General features: G+C 72.2%; 15 protein-coding genes and 1 pseudogene. 12 read left to right on the top strand and 4 right to left on the bottom strand.

Annotated features, from left to right (window positions below; genetic code table 11):
* Positions 1 to 33 precede the first annotated feature (33 nt).
* The 5 genes from rsfS (at position 34) to OP04_RS14045 (ending at position 2,604) form a co-directional block, all read left to right on the top strand.
* Positions 34 to 438 carry a ribosome silencing factor gene (gene rsfS / locus OP04_RS14065; protein WP_033340071.1) on the top strand — a complete coding sequence of 135 codons (405 nt, stop codon included), beginning with the start codon at positions 34 to 36 and terminating at the stop codon, positions 436 to 438.
* Positions 435 to 1,061, top strand: coding sequence for a histidine phosphatase family protein (locus OP04_RS14060; protein WP_033340070.1), 627 nt, complete (start codon positions 435 to 437; stop codon positions 1,059 to 1,061). The genes rsfS and OP04_RS14060 overlap by 4 nt, the downstream gene beginning before the upstream one ends.
* Before the next feature lie 73 nt (positions 1,062 to 1,134).
* Positions 1,135 to 1,509 (top strand): hypothetical protein, encoded by a 375-nt coding sequence (locus tag OP04_RS51080; RefSeq protein ID WP_232323583.1) that lies wholly within the window; start codon positions 1,135 to 1,137, stop codon positions 1,507 to 1,509.
* A gap of 18 nt (positions 1,510 to 1,527) precedes the next feature.
* A complete protein-coding gene (locus OP04_RS14050; protein ID WP_033340068.1) occupies positions 1,528 to 2,349 on the top strand; it encodes a DegV family protein in 822 nt (273 codons plus the stop codon).
* 36 nt (positions 2,350 to 2,385) lie between these two features.
* On the top strand, positions 2,386 to 2,604 hold the full coding sequence (locus OP04_RS14045) for a hypothetical protein (protein ID WP_033340067.1): 219 nt from the start codon (positions 2,386 to 2,388) through the stop codon (positions 2,602 to 2,604).
* Here OP04_RS14045 and OP04_RS14040 read toward each other — a convergent pair.
* The gene (locus OP04_RS14040; protein WP_198153826.1) at positions 2,601 to 3,776 is read right to left on the bottom strand and encodes a hypothetical protein; all 1,176 of its coding nucleotides are present in this window, start codon (positions 3,774 to 3,776) and stop codon (positions 2,601 to 2,603) included. The two genes, OP04_RS14045 and OP04_RS14040, sit on opposite strands and share 4 nt — an antisense overlap.
* Before the next feature lie 37 nt (positions 3,777 to 3,813).
* On the opposite strand from OP04_RS14040, the gene OP04_RS14035 reads away from it, so the two are divergent.
* From OP04_RS14035 to OP04_RS51710, 4 genes and pseudogenes are all read left to right on the top strand, one after another.
* Positions 3,814 to 4,587, top strand: coding sequence for a helix-hairpin-helix domain-containing protein (locus OP04_RS14035; RefSeq protein WP_408606751.1), 774 nt, complete (start codon positions 3,814 to 3,816; stop codon positions 4,585 to 4,587).
* Entirely contained in the window at positions 4,584 to 6,947 is a 2,364-nt protein-coding gene (locus OP04_RS14030) for a ComEC/Rec2 family competence protein (RefSeq protein WP_033340066.1), read from the top strand. The genes OP04_RS14035 and OP04_RS14030 overlap by 4 nt, the downstream gene beginning before the upstream one ends.
* 161 nt (positions 6,948 to 7,108) lie before the next feature.
* Entirely contained in the window at positions 7,109 to 8,092 is a 984-nt protein-coding gene (gene holA / locus OP04_RS14025) for a DNA polymerase III subunit delta (RefSeq protein WP_033340147.1), read from the top strand.
* A pseudogene (locus OP04_RS51710) lies at positions 8,089 to 8,287 on the top strand (hypothetical protein); the annotation flags it as partial. The gene holA and the pseudogene OP04_RS51710, both read left to right, overlap by 4 nt.
* Positions 8,288 to 10,297: 2,010 nt before the next feature.
* Here the strand turns inward: OP04_RS51710 and OP04_RS14010 are convergent.
* The 3 genes from OP04_RS14010 to OP04_RS14000 form a co-directional block, all read right to left on the bottom strand.
* A complete protein-coding gene (locus tag OP04_RS14010) occupies positions 10,298 to 10,822 on the bottom strand; it encodes a GNAT family N-acetyltransferase (protein WP_033340063.1) in 525 nt (174 codons plus the stop codon).
* Positions 10,823 to 11,114: 292 nt separating this feature from the next.
* Positions 11,115 to 11,387, bottom strand: a complete 273-nt coding sequence (gene rpsT / locus OP04_RS14005) for a 30S ribosomal protein S20 (RefSeq protein ID WP_033340062.1) — start codon at positions 11,385 to 11,387, stop codon at positions 11,115 to 11,117.
* Between the two features lie 146 nt (positions 11,388 to 11,533).
* Positions 11,534 to 12,523 (bottom strand): phosphotransferase, encoded by a 990-nt coding sequence (locus OP04_RS14000; RefSeq protein ID WP_051797862.1) that lies wholly within the window; start codon positions 12,521 to 12,523, stop codon positions 11,534 to 11,536.
* 439 nt (positions 12,524 to 12,962) lie between these two features.
* Here OP04_RS14000 and lepA point away from each other — a divergent pair, with 439 nt between their 5' ends.
* The 3 genes from lepA to OP04_RS13985 all read left to right on the top strand — a co-directional run bounded on the left by lepA (position 12,963) and on the right by OP04_RS13985 (position 15,699).
* Complete coding sequence (gene lepA / locus OP04_RS13995; RefSeq protein WP_033340061.1) at positions 12,963 to 14,825, top strand: translation elongation factor 4; 1,863 nt, start codon at positions 12,963 to 12,965, stop codon at positions 14,823 to 14,825.
* A gap of 5 nt (positions 14,826 to 14,830) precedes the next feature.
* A complete protein-coding gene (locus tag OP04_RS49615) occupies positions 14,831 to 15,331 on the top strand; it encodes an NUDIX domain-containing protein (protein ID WP_198153817.1) in 501 nt (166 codons plus the stop codon).
* A gap of 89 nt (positions 15,332 to 15,420) precedes the next feature.
* A complete protein-coding gene (locus tag OP04_RS13985) occupies positions 15,421 to 15,699 on the top strand; it encodes a GlsB/YeaQ/YmgE family stress response membrane protein (protein WP_033340060.1) in 279 nt (92 codons plus the stop codon).
* The last annotated feature ends 69 nt before the right edge of the window (positions 15,700 to 15,768 follow it).

Genomic DNA, 15,768 nt, shown 5'->3' with positions numbered 1-15,768 from the left:
CGGTTGTCGCTGTACCCATGGAAAGGAGCCCGGGTGACGGTACCCGAGCGTGCACTGGAGCTGGCCCTCGCGGCCGCTCAAGCCGCTGCCGACAAGAAGGCCGAGGACGTCGTCGTGATCGACGTCGGCGACCAGCTCCCGATCACGGACGCGTTCGTGATCGCCTCCGCGCCGAACGAGCGCCAGGTGCTCGCGATCGTCGACGCGATCGAGGACGAGCTGCTCAAGCTGCCGGAGAAGGCGAAGCCGGTCCGCAAGGAGGGCGAGCGCTCCGGTCGTTGGGTCCTGCTGGACTACAACGACATCATCGTGCACGTCCAGCACAGCGAGGAGCGCGAGTTCTACTCGCTCGACCGCCTGTGGAAGGACTGCCCGATCGTCCCGTTCGTCGATCGCGACCTCGTCGAGGCCGAGGCCGGCGCGGGCTCGGCGGCGTGACGCGGCTGATCATCTGGCGGCACGGCAATACGGACTGGAACGCGGAAGGCCGCGTGCAGGGCCAGACCGACGTGCCGCTGAACGATCTCGGCCGTGCCCAGGCCGCCACCGCGGCGACGCTGCTGGCCGGCCTGGAGCCGGATGCGATCTACGCCAGTGACCTGCAGCGCGCCCGCACCACGGCGGACGCGCTGGCCACGCTGACCGGGCTGCCGGTGGTCACCGACGCCCGGCTGCGCGAGCGGCACTACGGGCAGTTCCAGGGGCTGACCAACCCGGAGATCGCGGACGCGTTCCCGGAGGCGTACGCGCGGTGGAACAGCGGCAATCCGGACGTCGGCTGCGACGTCGAGCGCAACGACGCCGTCGCCAAGCGGGTCGGCGAGGCGTTGCGCGAGATCGCGTCACGGCACCCGGACAAGGTCGTCGTGGTGGCCACGCACGGCGGCGCGGCCCGGCAGGGCTTCGGCGACATGCTGGGCTGGGTGTCCTCCGTGATGACCGCGATCCGGCCGCTGCAGAACTGCCACTGGACCGAGATCGTCTCGGGGAACCGAGGCTGGTCGTTGCGTGCGCACAACGTCGGTCCGTGGCCGGAGAAGGCGATCCCCGCACCGGTCTGAGCGGAACCCGGCGCGGGCCGGTAACGTCCAAGCCATCATGACTGTGCGCCGGTTTCCCCTGATTCTCGCGGCCGTGGCCGTTTTCGCGGCATCCGCGTGTGCCTCGCCCTCGGCTTCGCCTTCGCCGGAGATCGGCGGGCCTGCGGCCTCTTCGTCCGCGTCGCCGGGGTTCACGGATCCCGGCCTGCCGCTGGAGACGCCGCCCGACATGACCGGCAAGCCCGGCAAGCCGGTCGAGGTCACGGTGACCGGCCAGGTCACGGCCGGGGTCGAGCCCGGCTGTCGGCTCATCTCCGACGGCCGCACCTCCTACCTGCTGCTCGGCGGCGACGAGAACGTGGCGAAGATCGGCGCGCAGGTGACCGTCACCGGCACGGTCGGCGAGGGCATGATGACCACCTGCCAGCAGGGCACGCCGCTGCAGGTGACCTCGGTGAAGGCGTCCTGATTCGGGTACCGTGCCCGCATGTCAGTCGCGGTCGTCACGGACTCCACGGCGTACCTGCCGGACACGGGCGGGCTCACGGTCGTGCCGCTGCACGTGGTGGTCGACGACCGTGAGCTGGCGGAGGGGTCCGAGCTGGACTCCGCCGAGCTGGCCCGGCTGCTCGGCGACCGGCGGGTCACGGTCACCACGTCCCGTCCGGCGCCGGAGCGCTTCGCCGAGGTCTACCGCCGGTTGCTCGGCGACGGCGCCACCGGCGTGATCTCCGTGCACCTCTCCTCCCGGCTCTCCGGCACGGTCGAGGCGGCCCGGCTGGCCGCGGCCTCGTTCGGCGACGCGGTCCGCGTGATCGACTCCCGGTCCGCCGGCATGGGCGCCGGGTTCGCCGCGCTCGCGGCCGCCGGCTTCGACGACCTCGACGAGGCGGCCAAGGCCGCACAGTCCGCCATCGAGCGGACCACGTCGCTGATCTATGTCGACACGCTCGACTTCCTGCGCCGCGGCGGCCGGATCGGCGCCGCGTCCGCGCTGGTCGGCACCGCGCTCTCGGTCAAACCCATCCTGCGCATGTCGGACGGCGCCATCGTGGTGCGGGACAAGGTGCGCACCGCCGGACGCGCGCTCGCCCGGCTCGCGGACCTGGCGGTGGAGGCGGCCGGCGACGGCGTCGCGGACCTGGCCGTGCACCACCTGGCCGCGCCGGAACGGGCCACGGAGCTGCTGGCCAGGGTGACCGAGCGGCTGGGGGCCCGGCTGCGGAGCTCCTGCGTGACCGAGATCGGCGCGGTCGTCGGCGCGCACCTGGGGCCGGGCGCGATCTGTGCGGTGGTTTTGCGCGATTAGGCCGTTCTGCAACCGTCGGGCGTGACCATTTCTTCTATGACGGGCGACGAGCACTACCGCGCGGCGGAGAAGCTGCTGGGCCGGGCGGGTTACGAGGCCGACCGGACCGCCTGGGCGACCCAGGCGAAGCCCGGCGAGGACGTCAACGCGAACCACATCGCGGCCGCGCACGTGCACGCGTTGCTGGCGGTGGCGGCATCGAACAACCCCTCGTACGGCGAGGTGCTGGTCCCGGACGTGCCGCCCTACAACTAGGGTTGTATCTCGCAGGTCTTCAGCGCGGCCCGGGTGGCCTCGTCGGGGAAGTCCGGGGCGAGATGACGCGGCGGTGCGATGCCGTCCAGCGGCGTGAAAAGGTCCCGAAGAGCAAGTTCCGCCCACGGTACGAAGAAGGGGCCGGCCTCCCCGTCCGAGATCGCGATCAGGTCCGCCACCGGCATCAGCGCGGGCTCCTCGCCGGACCACAGCGCGTAGGTGAACGTGGAGCCGTCCGGGCGCTGCGCCATCCGCAACGGCAGCGGCGTGCCGGGCAGGCCGGTGGTGTGGTGCTGGCGTTCGTACTCCCGCAGCGCCAGCAGCCGCTCCGCGCGCCGGACCGCGTGGTGCAGCGGGTGGCCGGGCGGCGCCTCGTAGGGGACCGTGCGGCCCAGGTCGTCGCTCACGTAGGCCATCGGCGACGTCGACCGCGCGGACTCCAGGAACTCGGCCTCCACCAGTGGGAACGTCGCCAGCAGCGTGTCCGGGTCGTCCGAGGTCACCACCACGGTCGTCCGGTCCGGCAGGAACGCCACCGGCCGCCGCCCGTCGAGCCGGCCGCCGAGCCCGGCCAGCCAGCCGTCGATCAGCGGGAACGACGCGCAGTACGAGTCGCCCTCGTCCACGAAGTGCAGGATCGTCGGCAGGCTCTCGCCCGGCCCCGCGGCGGCGAGCGGGGCCGCGCGCAGGTTCGCGCGGGCGGCCGCGAACGCCGCGTCCTCGGTCACGCCCCACGAGCGCAGATGCTCCCCGGTCACGTAGGCCATCGAGGCGGGCAGGTCGATGACCAGCATCTCGGCCAGGAACGGCATGGCCGGGCGGGAGACCGGCGCGTTGCGCTCGAAGGCCATCGGCGCGGCGCCGCGCAGGACCGGGCGCAGGCGCGGGCGGGCGCCGGACCAGTCGGCCGGGGTCTGCGGCATGCGGACCAGCGCGTCCACGAACGCGTTTATCCGGGACCGCAGCTCCGGGCGCGGCGCGGACGTGATCTCCGCGTAGAGGTTGTGCAGGTACATGGCCGCGCTCTCGTACTGGACGACGAACGCGTCCGCATCGAATCGAGCGTCGCGGATGCCGTGCCGGCGAAGTCGCTTGACCACCCGCTTTGCCAGGTCCTCCCTGGTCAGCGGTGTGCTGCCGGTGGCGCGGCGCCAGAAGAACACTGGTGTCACCTCGGTCTCGTCCTGTCCTCGGCGGTCACGTCCTGTAATCACCGGCCGGGCCGGGATCGTAGCAGGACCCGTCCACGATCTTGGGTCTGTCCACAGGCGGTTTCGTCGTCCACAGCCTCGCCGTCATCGATCTCTCCGGCCGTACGGTGCGGGCGTGGATGTCGAGGACGAGGCGGAGCGGCGCAGTGATCCGTTCGGGCCGGGAGCGCGTTTCGGGCGGTGGGACCCCGGGTCCCGCGGCGTGCGGGCCATCGCGGTGGTCGTGCTGCTGGCGGCCCTCGGCGCGGCCGCGCTCGCCTGGCAGGCACGGCCCCGGGCGGACGTTGTCGTCTTACCGACGGCAGAGGTCTCCGGGGTGCTTCCATCGGCATCGGGCACCGGCGCGGCCGAGGTGGTGGTGGCGGTCGCGGGCAAGGTGCGCCGGCCAGGAATGGTGCGGTTGCCGCCCGGCGCCCGGGTGGCGGACGCGCTCGAGGCGGCGGGCGGAGCACTGCCCGGCGTGGACACGGCGCTGCTCAACCTGGCACGGAAAGTAACTGACGGTGAGCTGATCCTGGTCGGGGTGAGCGCGCCGCCGGGCGTGGTGCCGCCGACCGGCGCGGGGCCGGCGGTCCCCGGTGGCCCGCTCAACCTGAACACGGCGACGCTGGCGGAGCTGGACGGGCTGCCCGGCGTCGGACCGGTGCTGGCGCAGCGGATCCTCGATCACCGCGACAAGCTCGGTGGTTTCAAGGCGGTGAGCGATCTCCGCGAGGTCGAGGGGATCGGCGACAGCCGCTACGAGCAGCTGAAAGAGCTGGTCACGATATGAGCGACCCACCACTCGACCTGCGGCTGGCCGGCGTCGCGCTCGGGACCTGGCTGGCCGGGCTGGCCGCGCTGCATCTGCCGGTCCGGGCGTCGCTGCTGCTCGCGGGCGCCGCGGTGCTGATCTCCCTCGCCGCGGTCGGACTCCCCGGGTGGGGCCGGTTGCCCGGATGGGACCGGCTGTCCGGGTGGGGCCGGCTGACCGGGTGGCGCTGGGTCGTCGTCGGGGTGCTGCTGGGGGTTGCGTGCGGGGCGGCCGTCACGGCGGCGCGGGTCGCGGTCAGGGACGCGGAGCCGCTGGCCGGGATGGCCCGGGAACGGGAGCGGGTCTCGGCGCGGCTGACCGTCCGCGATGATCCGCGGCCGCTGACGTCGTCGGCCGGGCGCGCACCGACCTGGCTGGTCCCGGCGCGGCTCACCTGGGTCGCGCCGGAGGACGCGCCGTCCGGGCACCGCGTCGACACGCGCGTGCTGGTGCTCGGCACCGGCGACGGGTGGCGTGGCCTGCTCCCCGGGCAGCGCGTCGCGGCCGAGGGCCGGCTGATGAGCCCGCGCGGTGGCGACCTCACCGCGGCCGTGCTCGCGATCGACGCGGACCCGGTCCTGATCGGCGCGGCCCCCTGGGCACAGCGCGCGGCCGGCACGCTCCGCGCCGGACTGCAGCGGGCCTGCGCCGGCCTGCCGGACGGGCCGGGCGGGCTGCTGCCGGGCCTGGTCGTCGGCGACACCAGCCGACTCGACCCGGCGGTGGAGGAGGACTTCCGCACCACCGGCATGACCCACCTGTGCGCGGTCAGCGGCGCCAACATCGCGATCGTCATCGGGTGCGTGCTGTTTCTGCTCCGCCGCGTCCGCGCCGGGCCGCGCCTGTCCGTCGTGCTGGCCGCCGGTGCGCTGATCGGGTTCGTGATCCTGGCCCGGCCGTCGCCGAGCGTGGTGCGGGCCGGCGTGATGGGTGCGATCGCGCTCGTCGCACTCGCTACGTCCCGGCCGCGCAGTGCGGTGCCGGCGCTCGCCACCACGATCGTCGTGCTGGTGGTCGCAGACCCGGAGCTGGCCGGCGACGCCGGGTTCGCGCTCTCCGTGCTGGCCACCGGCGGTCTGCTGGTCTTCGCGGGCCGCTGGCGGGACGGGCTGCGGCGGATGGGCGTGCCCGGTGGTCTGGCCGAGGCGCTCGCCGTGCCCGCCGCTGCGCAGGTCACCTGCGGGCCGGTGATCGCCGGGCTGTCCGGCACGGTCAGCCTCGTCGCCGTCCCGGCCAACCTGCTGGCCGCGCCCGCGGTCGCGCCCGCCACCGTGCTCGGTGTGATCACCGCGGTCGTCTCGCCGATCTGGCCGGACGGGGCCGCGCTCACCGCGTGGGCCGGTGGCTGGCCGGCCCGGTGGCTGGTGCTCGTCGCCCGGTACGGCGCGCTCGTGCCGTCCGGCTCCGTCCCCTGGCCCGGCGGCGTCACCGGCGGCCTGCTGCTGGCCGCGCTCACGGTCGCGATGCTGCTCGCGTTCCGCAGACGGTGGGCGCGCACGCTGGTCGCGGCCGTCACCGCCGCCGTGATCGTCGGCGCGCTGCCGGTCCGGCTGGCCGCGTCCGGCTGGCCGCCGGACGGCTGGGTGGTGGCCGGCTGCGCGGTCGGGCAGGGCGACACGACCGTGCTGCCGCTGGGCCGTGGCCAGGCCGTGGTCGTCGACGCCGGTCCGGAGCCCGCCGCGGTCGACCGCTGCCTGCGCGATCTCGGCATCGACCGGGTTCCGTTGCTGGTGGTCAGCCACTTCCACCAGGACCACATCGGCGGCATCGCCGGGGTCTTCCGTGGCCGCCGGGTGGACGTGGTCGTCACCACCGCCTGGCCGGAACCGGAAGCCGGGCACGACCTGGTGCACGACGAGGCGGCCGGTCACGGCACCCCGGTGCTGCCGATCCCGGCCGGATGGACGTGGACCGCCGGCGACCTGGCGCTGGAGGTGATCGGGCCACCGGGGGAGATGCGCGGCACCCGATCCGATCCGAACAACAACTCGCTGGTGCTGCTGGCCCGGTCCGCCGGCGTGCGGGTGCTGCTGATGGGCGACGCCGAGACGGAGGAGCAGGACGCGCTGCTGCGCCGGTGGGTGCCGATGCGGGTGGACCTGCTGAAGCTCGCGCATCACGGATCTGCGTTTCAGAGCCCGGAGTTCCTGGCCGCGGTCGATCCGGCCGTGGTGTTCGTCTCGGTCGGCGAGGGCAACGACTACGGGCACCCCAACCTGCCGCTGCTGGCCCGGCTCGGGCGGGAGGGCGCACGGGTGCTGCGCACCGACGAGCAGGGGGACCTCGCCGCGATCCGGCATCCGGACGGGCTCGCGGTCGTGCCCCGGGGCACGCCGTGACGGGGGACGCGGTTCCGGCCGTGATCAGGGGCGCGTTTCCCGCCGTGGTTCCCGCTTGTGACGAGGGCGCGATGCTCGCCGCGACGAGGGCGGTGACGAGCGGATATGCGACCGGACCCGTTCGGGTGACCGAGGGCGGGTCCCGGGTGACGCGTGCGACGATGTCCGGCGTGACTGCCGCGATCCCCCCTGCGTTGACGCTCGTCCTGGGTGACGAGGAGCTGCTGTCGGCCCGCGCGATCGCGCAGACCGTCCACGCCGCGCGGGCGGCAGACCCGGGGTCCGACGTGCGGGAGTACGAGGGCGGTGCGCTCGTGCCCGGCGAGGTCGCGGAGATGCTCAGCCCGTCGCTGTTCGGCGGACGCCGCGTGCTCGTGCTCCGCGCCGGTCAGGACGCGCGCAAAGACATGATCACCACGCTGCTGGCGTACGCGAAGAACCCGGACCCCGAGGTCCACCTGATCGTCGCCCACCTCGGCGGCGCCAAGGGCAAGGCGCTGGCCGACGGGCTGAAGTCCGCCGGCGCCACGGTCCTCGCGGTGCCCAAGATGAAGGGCGCGCGGGAGCGGGTCGCGTTCGTCCGCGAGGAGATCCGCCGGCTCAACGGTTCCTGCACCGAGGACGCGGCCACCGGCCTGCTCGACGCGGTCGGCAACGACCTGCGCGAGCTCGCGGCCGCATGCTCCCAGCTGATGGCGGACACGGACGGCCGGATCACCGCGGAGACCGTTGCCCGCTACTACAAGGGCCGGGCCGAGGTCAGCGGCTTCACGGTCGCGGACGCCGCGATCGTCGGCGACGTGCCGGGCGCGCTGGAGGCGTTGCGCTGGGCGCTGCACGTCGGCGTGGACCCGGTGCCGATAGCGGACGCGCTGGCGGATGGCGTGCGTACCGTCGCGCGCGTCGCCTCGGCCGGACGCGGCAGCGCGTACCAGCTGGCCAGCAGCCTCGGCATGCCCGCCTGGAAGATCGAGCGCGCCCAGCGCCAGTCGCGTGGCTGGAGCCCCGACGGCCTGGTCGACGCCATGCAGGCGGCGGCGGACTGCAACGCGGCGGTCAAGGGCGGCGCGGAGGACCGCGGCTACGCGCTCGAACGCGCCGTGGTCGCGGTGGCCACCGCCCGCCGCGCCGGTGGCGGGCGATGAAGCGTCCGCTCTACGTCCGTCTGCTGCGGCTGCGGCACGTCAGCCCCGGCGGCCTGCTCTGCTTCGTGTACTTCGAGGGCGCGCTCGGGCTGGGCGTGCTGCTCGCGCTGGCCGAGCTGGTCACCTGGTGGGGCGTCCTGGTCCTGCCGGCCTCGATCGCCCTCATGGTCAAACTGAACGACGTGATGGCCGGCGTCGTCGCGGGCCGCTCCACCACCCCCGCCCCGATCGGCGCCGGCGACGCGGTCCGCCGCTCCCTGGCCCGCCGCCGGTCGGCGACACGGGCCGCAGCGACACGGGCCGCGGCGGCGCGGGGCGCGGCGACAGCACGAGGTGCGGCGTCGTCGCGGGCCGCGGTGCCGGAGATGCGGTCCTTCGGTGCGGGAGCAGCGACCACGGGCGCTGCCGCCGCAGGTGCTGACGTCCCTGGTGTCGATCTTGCCGGAGCTGACGTCTCTGGCGTTGATGTCTACGGGGCGGCGGTCGCCCGCGGTGCGGCCGACCTGCGGGGTGCTGCGGATTCAGATGCCGGTCTGAACAGCGGTTATGGCGAGGTCGCGCGTGCCGAGATGGCCAGGGTCGAGGGCGTGCGTGCCGACAGTGCGCGTGCCGGAGCGAACAGGGTTGAGGGCGTGCGCGGCGACAGTGCGCGTGCTGAGGCGCCCAGGGCCGAGGGCCGTGCCGAGGCGGCCAGGGTCGGGAGTGCGCGGATCGAGGCAGCGCGGGACGGAAGCATCCCGTTAGAGGCGGCCCGGCCGGAAGACGTGCCGGTGGAGACCGCCCGGCATGAGAGCGCGTGGAACGAGCCTGCCACGGGAGCGCAGCCGATGCGGCCGGGAGCGGTGACACGCAGCGCCGGCGCACCGAGGTTCGCCGGTCAGCGGGTCGATTCGTCACCATACGTGCCGGGATCGGTCTATCGGGCTACCGGGGCAGCTCCGGGTTTCCGGGGGCCGGGCGACGCGCCGGGTCCTGCTGCTTCCCGCGATTCCGTCGGGCCTCAGCGCCAACCGCACGACGGCCTGCCCCGGCAGAACGACCTTCCTCGCCCTGCCGCCGAGAACAGTTTCGGCAACGCCGGACGGCGGGCCGCTGTGGGCCGGCCGGGCGACGGCGCTCGATTCCGCCGCGACCCGAGCCGGCCGGGCAGCGCCGATGGCCACGACATCGACCTCCGACCGGTTGCCGACAGCCGACCGAACGCCACGGATCGCGCGCGGGACACGGATCGTGCGCGGGACACGGATCGCGCGCAGGTCACGGATCGCGCGCGCGACACGGATCGTGCGCACGGCGCGGATCGCGTGCGGGACACGGGCTGGATGCATGGTGCGGATCGTGTGCACGGCGCGGATCGCGTGCGGGACACGGGCTGGATGCATGGTGCGGAGCAGGTGCACAGCGGCGGCGACCAGCCGGGGCGCCTCGACCGGCGGCAGGATCCGATGTGGCGTGGTGACGCGGCGGGACGGTCCGAGGCGGCGAACTCCGCGAATCCGGCACGTCGCCCCGGTGTGCCGAGCGGCCGCCGTCCGAACGAGGGCTACCGTCTCGGGCCACCGCCGGGGACGACAGCGGGCCGTGCCCCGATGACCGGTAGCGCGCCCTCCGCCCGCCGGTCCGAGGACGGTGGCATTCACCGCTCGGCCGACCAGCAGGCGTCGCGGCCGGGGGAGTTCGTCGAGGAGCGTCCGGCCTACCGTCGCCCGGCCGAGGGCACGGTCTGGCAGTCCGGATCCGCGTCCGCCGCAGGCCGGGGCAGGCGTCAGGCCGACGGTACGGGCAGGCACGACAGCGACCTCCGGACCGACGACCGTTTCGATCCGGAGCGCCACGCGGACACACCCCAGCAGCGCGCACGCCAGTCCGCCACCCGCCGCTACGAATAGCCGTCAGCGCGGACCCTCCCGTCGCATTCTCGGCCCGCCTGCGGAAGCCGGCTCAACCCGCCTGCGGAGACCGGCTCGGCTTCACGCAGAGACCGGGCACCACGCGCCATTCGAGTGCGTGGCCGGGCGCGCCCGCGTCCGGCCACGGAACGGCGGACGGCAGCGCCGCACCCGGATAGAGCGTTGTGGGCTTGTTGGTGAGAGCGGCGCGGGAGCCTTGCGCTGTAAGGGGCTGGAACGGCGGACGGTAGCGCCGCATCCGCTTAGGGCGTTGCCGTCCGGCGTGGGCTTGCCGGTGAGAGCGGCGGCGCGGAGCCTAGCGCCGCAACGGCTGCTGGGCGCCCATGAGCAGGTAGAACGGGGGTGTGCCGCCGAAGAGGAAGGGGGTGGTGAGTTCCTCGAAGCCGAGACTTGTATACAACCGGCGGGCGGCGGCGCTCTCCACGCGGACGCTCAGCAGGACCCGGGTGGCGGGGCTGGCGTCGCAGACGGCGGTGATCAGGGCTCGGCCCAGGCCGCGGTGCTGGTGGTGGGGGTGGACGTGGAGCTCGGTGAGTTCGAGCGTGGTGGGTGAGAGCCAGGAGGCGGCGCCGACCGAGGCCAGACGGGGGTGGACCTGGCGTTCCCACCAGCTGCGGTCGCCGGCGGGGAAGGCGTAGCAGAAGCCGGCCAAGTGGGGGCCGTCGAACGCGCCGCGGGCGATGAGGCCGGGGTGGCGCGCGTGCTCGGCGAAGATGTCGCGGCGCTGGAGCTGTTCGGCGGGGGTGAGACCGAACGCGGCGGTCATCACGTCGGCGGCGGCGTACGCGGCGGCGGCGAGATCCAGCGGGGCGATGATCATGGCGCTGTCAGGAACCCCACACACGACGACGACAACAACCCGGAACGCAACGTCACGCCAGAGCACGGCGCCAGCTCAGAACGTGACGTCAGACCAGAACGTGACGTCAGACCAGAACGTGACGTCAGACCAGAGCGCGACGACAAACAGAAACGCAAGAACAAACCAAAACGCAAGGACAGCCAGGAACGCAACGACAGCCAGGAACGCAAGGATGACCCCAAACGCAGCGACGGGCACCGCGTGGCCTCGGAGGAAGCCGGCGCGGTACCCGTGCGCGAGGTGCTGTGGATCAGGCGGCGGTCGACAGCGCGAGCAGGCGCTTCGCGATGGCCGACTTGCGGTTCGCGGCCTGGTTCTTGTGGATCACGCCCTTGCTCACCGCCTGGTCGAGCTGACGGCTGGCGTCACGCAGGAGCGTGGTCGCGGCGGTGTTGTCGCCGGACTCGGCGGCGGTGTGGAACTTGCGGATGGCCGTCTTCAGCGAAGACTTGACCGACTTGTTCCGCAGCCGGCGCTTCTCGTTCTGCCGGTTGCGCTTGATCTGGGATTTGATGTTCGCCACGCGACAGCCACGTCCTTACGAAATTGCGATTACTGACGACAGAAAGATGGTGAATCAAGCTGGTGCGAGCGCAGGCAAACTGGTGCCGCTGCACGCGAAAGCCCAGAGTACCAGCCCGGATGCGGGCCGGCCAAAACGGCCGCCGATCAGGTCGTCAGCCACCCTCGCCGGGTGGCCAACCAGTGCAGCGCCATGTTGCCGCTCCACCGCTGGTGCCCCCGAATATACGGTGACGCGCTGCTCGGCCCCGAGGCGGCCCTGGCCAGCCAATATCCAGACAGTGATGCGAGTACTGCATCAAGAGCCTCGGGGGGCACGTTTCGCCCGGTTGGGTGCTCGAAGAAGAGCGAGGATGCGTCCAGGCCGCTTGCATGTGCGCTGACCAGCAGTGATGCCGTGTCGAAGAACGCCGCGCCACGTGCACACCATGTCCAGTCACAGATCCAAGCGGCACCGGTTGACGAGTCGATCATTATGTTGTCCACGCGTAGGTCGCCATGAATTACGTTGGAACCCTCGCAAAAACCGGGTGTGAGCTGCTCAGATGCCGCTAGTTCCGGTAGATGTCGAAGGGCGATGGATGATGATGGCTTCGGTTCGAGCCCCGCGACAACGTCGGTCCATGAGGAAAGTTCACGTTCAAGTAGGCGTGACAGCGGCGGCAGGTCCATCGCGAGCAGCTCCGCGGGCGGGTCGGCCAGCGCGTCCGCCGCGGTGGCCCAGGCGTCCAGCGCGGCCCGAAGGTGCGTCGGTGACCAGGGCAGTTGCGGCACCGTGCCGTCCACCGCGTCCAGACAGGTCACGTAATAGCCGGCGGCGGTCAGCGACCATCGGGGCCGGGCCGCCGGGACCGCGGGCGGCAGCGCGCCCGTGATCGCCACCTCCCGGTACTGCCAGTCGGCCAGGTGCCGCTCGTGCGCCAGCGCCGCCGCCTTCAGGAAGAACCGCTCGCCGGACGCGGTGTCCACCACGCCGGCGAAGCCCCTGGTGAAGCCGCCGCCCGCGCTCGTCGCCCAGGTCACCGGCGACCCGAGCCGCGCCGCGATCGCGGCGCGCAGCTCCGCGGGCAGATCCGCCCACGCCGGACGTACGGCGGTCGCGCCGTACGGCACCTCGGGCAGCGAGATCACACCCATCGCCCCATCCTGCCCGCACCGCCGGAAATCGTCACCACGCGGCACGGTCAACCCCGAAAATCACGATCAAGGGCATCATCCGGTACGCCTTCGCCGCCCACGGCCGGCTCCGTGACCGACACGGCCGCCGCCGGCCGTCGATCCACCCGCATCCGATGACGTCGGCCCTGGTGGGTGCCCGGATCCGGCCCGGCAGCGCGCGGAGCGCGTGAAGGCACCGGGCCGCGAAGCGATCGGGGGAGGGGAGGGCTCGGGCGTACCCTCGGATGATCGTGGTTTTGATCGTCCTCCCGCCGGGTCGCCGGACGGGCTCGGCGGCATGGGACCATGGAGTGCGATCCAGCGGCTCCGCGCGCGGGAACCGGCGGCGCGGAGCACAGCGACGCCTGATCACAGTGACAAGCGGCCTCGACGACAAGAACGGACGAACGTGCCACCCATGCGTGACCCCGGCGCGACCGATCCCGGCGCCATCCGGAATTTCTGCATCATCGCCCACATCGACCACGGCAAGTCGACGTTGGCGGACCGGATGCTGCAGCTCACCGAGGTGGTGGACGCGCGGCAGATGCGGGCGCAGTACCTCGACCGGATGGACATCGAGCGCGAGCGCGGCATCACGATCAAGTCCCAGGCGGTCCGCATGCCGTGGACCGTGCGGGAGGGCGAGCGCACGGGCGAGTCCGCGGTGCTCAACATGATCGACACCCCGGGCCACGTGGACTTCACCTACGAGGTGTCGCGCAGCCTGGCCGCCTGTGAGGGCGCGGTGCTGCTGGTCGACGCCGCGCAGGGCATCGAGGCGCAGACGCTGGCGAACCTGTACCTGGCGATGGAGAACGACCTCCAGATCATCCCGGTGCTGAACAAGATCGACCTGCCGGCGGCGCAGCCGGAGAAGTACGCGGAGGAGCTCGCCCACCTGATCGGCTGCGAGCCGGAGGACTGCCTCAAGGTCTCCGGCAAGACCGGCATGGGCGTGGCGCACCTGCTCGACGAGGTCGTCCGGCAGCTGCCGGCGCCGAAGGGCGAGGCGGACGACCCGGCCCGCGCGATGATCTTCGACTCGGTCTACGACATCTACCGCGGCGTGGTCACCTACATCCGGGTGATCGACGGCAAGATCAGCGCCCGGGACCGGATCAAGATGATGTCCACCGGCGCCGTGCACGAGCTGCTGGAGATCGGCGTCATCTCGCCGGAGATGCTCAAGGGCAACGCGCTGGGCGTCGGCGAGGTCGGCTACCTGATCACCGGCGTGAAGGACGTGCGGCAGTCCCGCGTCGGCGACACCATCACGATCAACACCCGGCCGGCCACCGAGGCGCTCGGCGGTTACAAGGACCCGCGGCCGATGGTCTACTCGGGTCTGTACCCGATCGACGGCTCGGACTACCCGGCGCTGCGCGACGCGCTGGACAAGCTGAAGCTCAACGACGCGGCGCTGGTCTACGAGCCGGAGTCGTCCGCGGCGCTCGGGTTCGGCTTCCGCTGCGGCTTCCTCGGCCTGCTGCACCTGGAGATCATCCAGGAGCGGCTGGAGCGCGAGTTCGGCCTGGACCTGATCTCCACCGCGCCGAACGTGGTGTACCGCGTGAAGATCGAGGGCGGCGAGGAGGACCTCACGGTCACCAACCCGAGCGAGTTCCCGGAAGGCAAGATCGCCGCGATCTTCGAGCCGACCGTGCGCGCCACCATCCTCGCGCCGAACGACTACGTGGGCGCGGTCATGGAGCTCTGCCAGGGGCGCCGCGGCCAGCTCAAGGGCATGGACTACCTGTCCAGCGAGCGCGTCGAGCTGAGGTACACGCTGCCGCTCGCCGAGATCATCTACGACTTCTTCGACCAGCTGAAGAGCCGGACCAAGGGGTACGCGTCGCTGGACTACGAGCCCTCCGGCGAGCAGGAGTCCGACCTGGTCAAGGTGGACATCCTGCTGCACGGCGACCCGGTGGACGCGTTCAGTGCGATCGTGCACAAGGACAAGGCGTACAACTACGGCGTCACGATCGCGTCCAAGCTGCAGAAGCTGATCCCGAGGCAGCAGTTCGAGGTGCCGATCCAGGCCGCGATCGGCAGCCGGATCATCGCGCGCGAGACGATTCGCGCCATCCGCAAGGACGTGCTCGCCAAGTGCTACGGCGGTGACATCTCCCGCAAGCGGAAGCTGCTCGAGAAGCAGAAGGAAGGCAAGAAGCGCATGAAGATGGTCGGGCGGGTCGAGGTGCCGCAGGAGGCCTTCATCGCGGCGCTGAACACGTCCGACAGCGGCGAGGCAGGCGGCAAGGCCCCGAAGAAGTGACGGTCGTGCACTGCGCGCGGTGCGGCGTGGCCCTGCCCGCCGCACCGCCGTCCGTCTGCGGGGCCTGCGGCTACCAGGTGTACGTGAACGCGCGCCCGACCTCCGGCGTGATCATCCTGTCCGGGGACGGGGACGGCGCGGAGTTCCTGGCACTGCTGCGGGCCCGCGAGCCGAAGCGCGGCCTGTGGGAGCTGCCCGGCGGGTTCTGTGACGGCTGGGAGCTTCCGGCCGAGTCCGCGGTCCGGGAGTGCCGCGAGGAGCTCGGCGCCGACATCACGCTCGGCGCGCTGGTCGGTATGTACCTGGGGTCCTACGAGTTCCAGGACGAGACGTTCCCGGTGCTCGACTGCATCTACCTCGCCACGCTGCCGGCCGGCGCCGCCATCACGCTGGATCCGGCCGAGGCCGTGGAGCTGACCTGGTTCCCGATCGCGGCGCCGCCGGCCATGGCGTTCGGGACGATGGACCGCGCGCTCGCCGACGCCCGGAAATTGTTAGCGCGATAGCCGGTTTGGTTTCTCCGAAGTCCGGGAATCCATCGATCACACACAACGACGGATTCAAAGAAACACCCCGGATAACAGGAGGCTCTTCAATGACCATCGTCGGCATCCTCACCGCTCTTGTCGTCGGCCTCATCATCGGCGCGCTCGGCCGCCTGGTCGTGCCGGGCCGGCAGAGCATCCCGCTGTGGCTGACGCTGGTCATCGGCGTCGGCGCCGCGCTGCTGGGCACCGCCGTCGCCCGGGGCCTGGGCTACGCGGAGACCGCCGGTTTCGACTGGCGCGAGCTGCTCACCCAGGTCGTGCTGGCCGCGATCGGTGTCGCTCTGGTGAGCGGCTTCTGGGGTCGTCGTAGCGTCTCCCGCTACTGATCCCTCGGAAATCCAAAAGCCCGGCCGCATTAGCGGCCGGGCTTTTCCGTGTTCATATCCCACAGCTTG

It is taken from the genome of Catenuloplanes japonicus, assembly GCF_000717135.1.
In the GTDB taxonomy this organism is placed as follows: Bacteria; Actinomycetota; Actinomycetes; order Mycobacteriales; family Micromonosporaceae; genus Catenuloplanes; species Catenuloplanes japonicus.
Note: the sequence above shows the minus strand (reverse complement) of the source record. Positions and strands in the feature narration are given on the sequence as shown.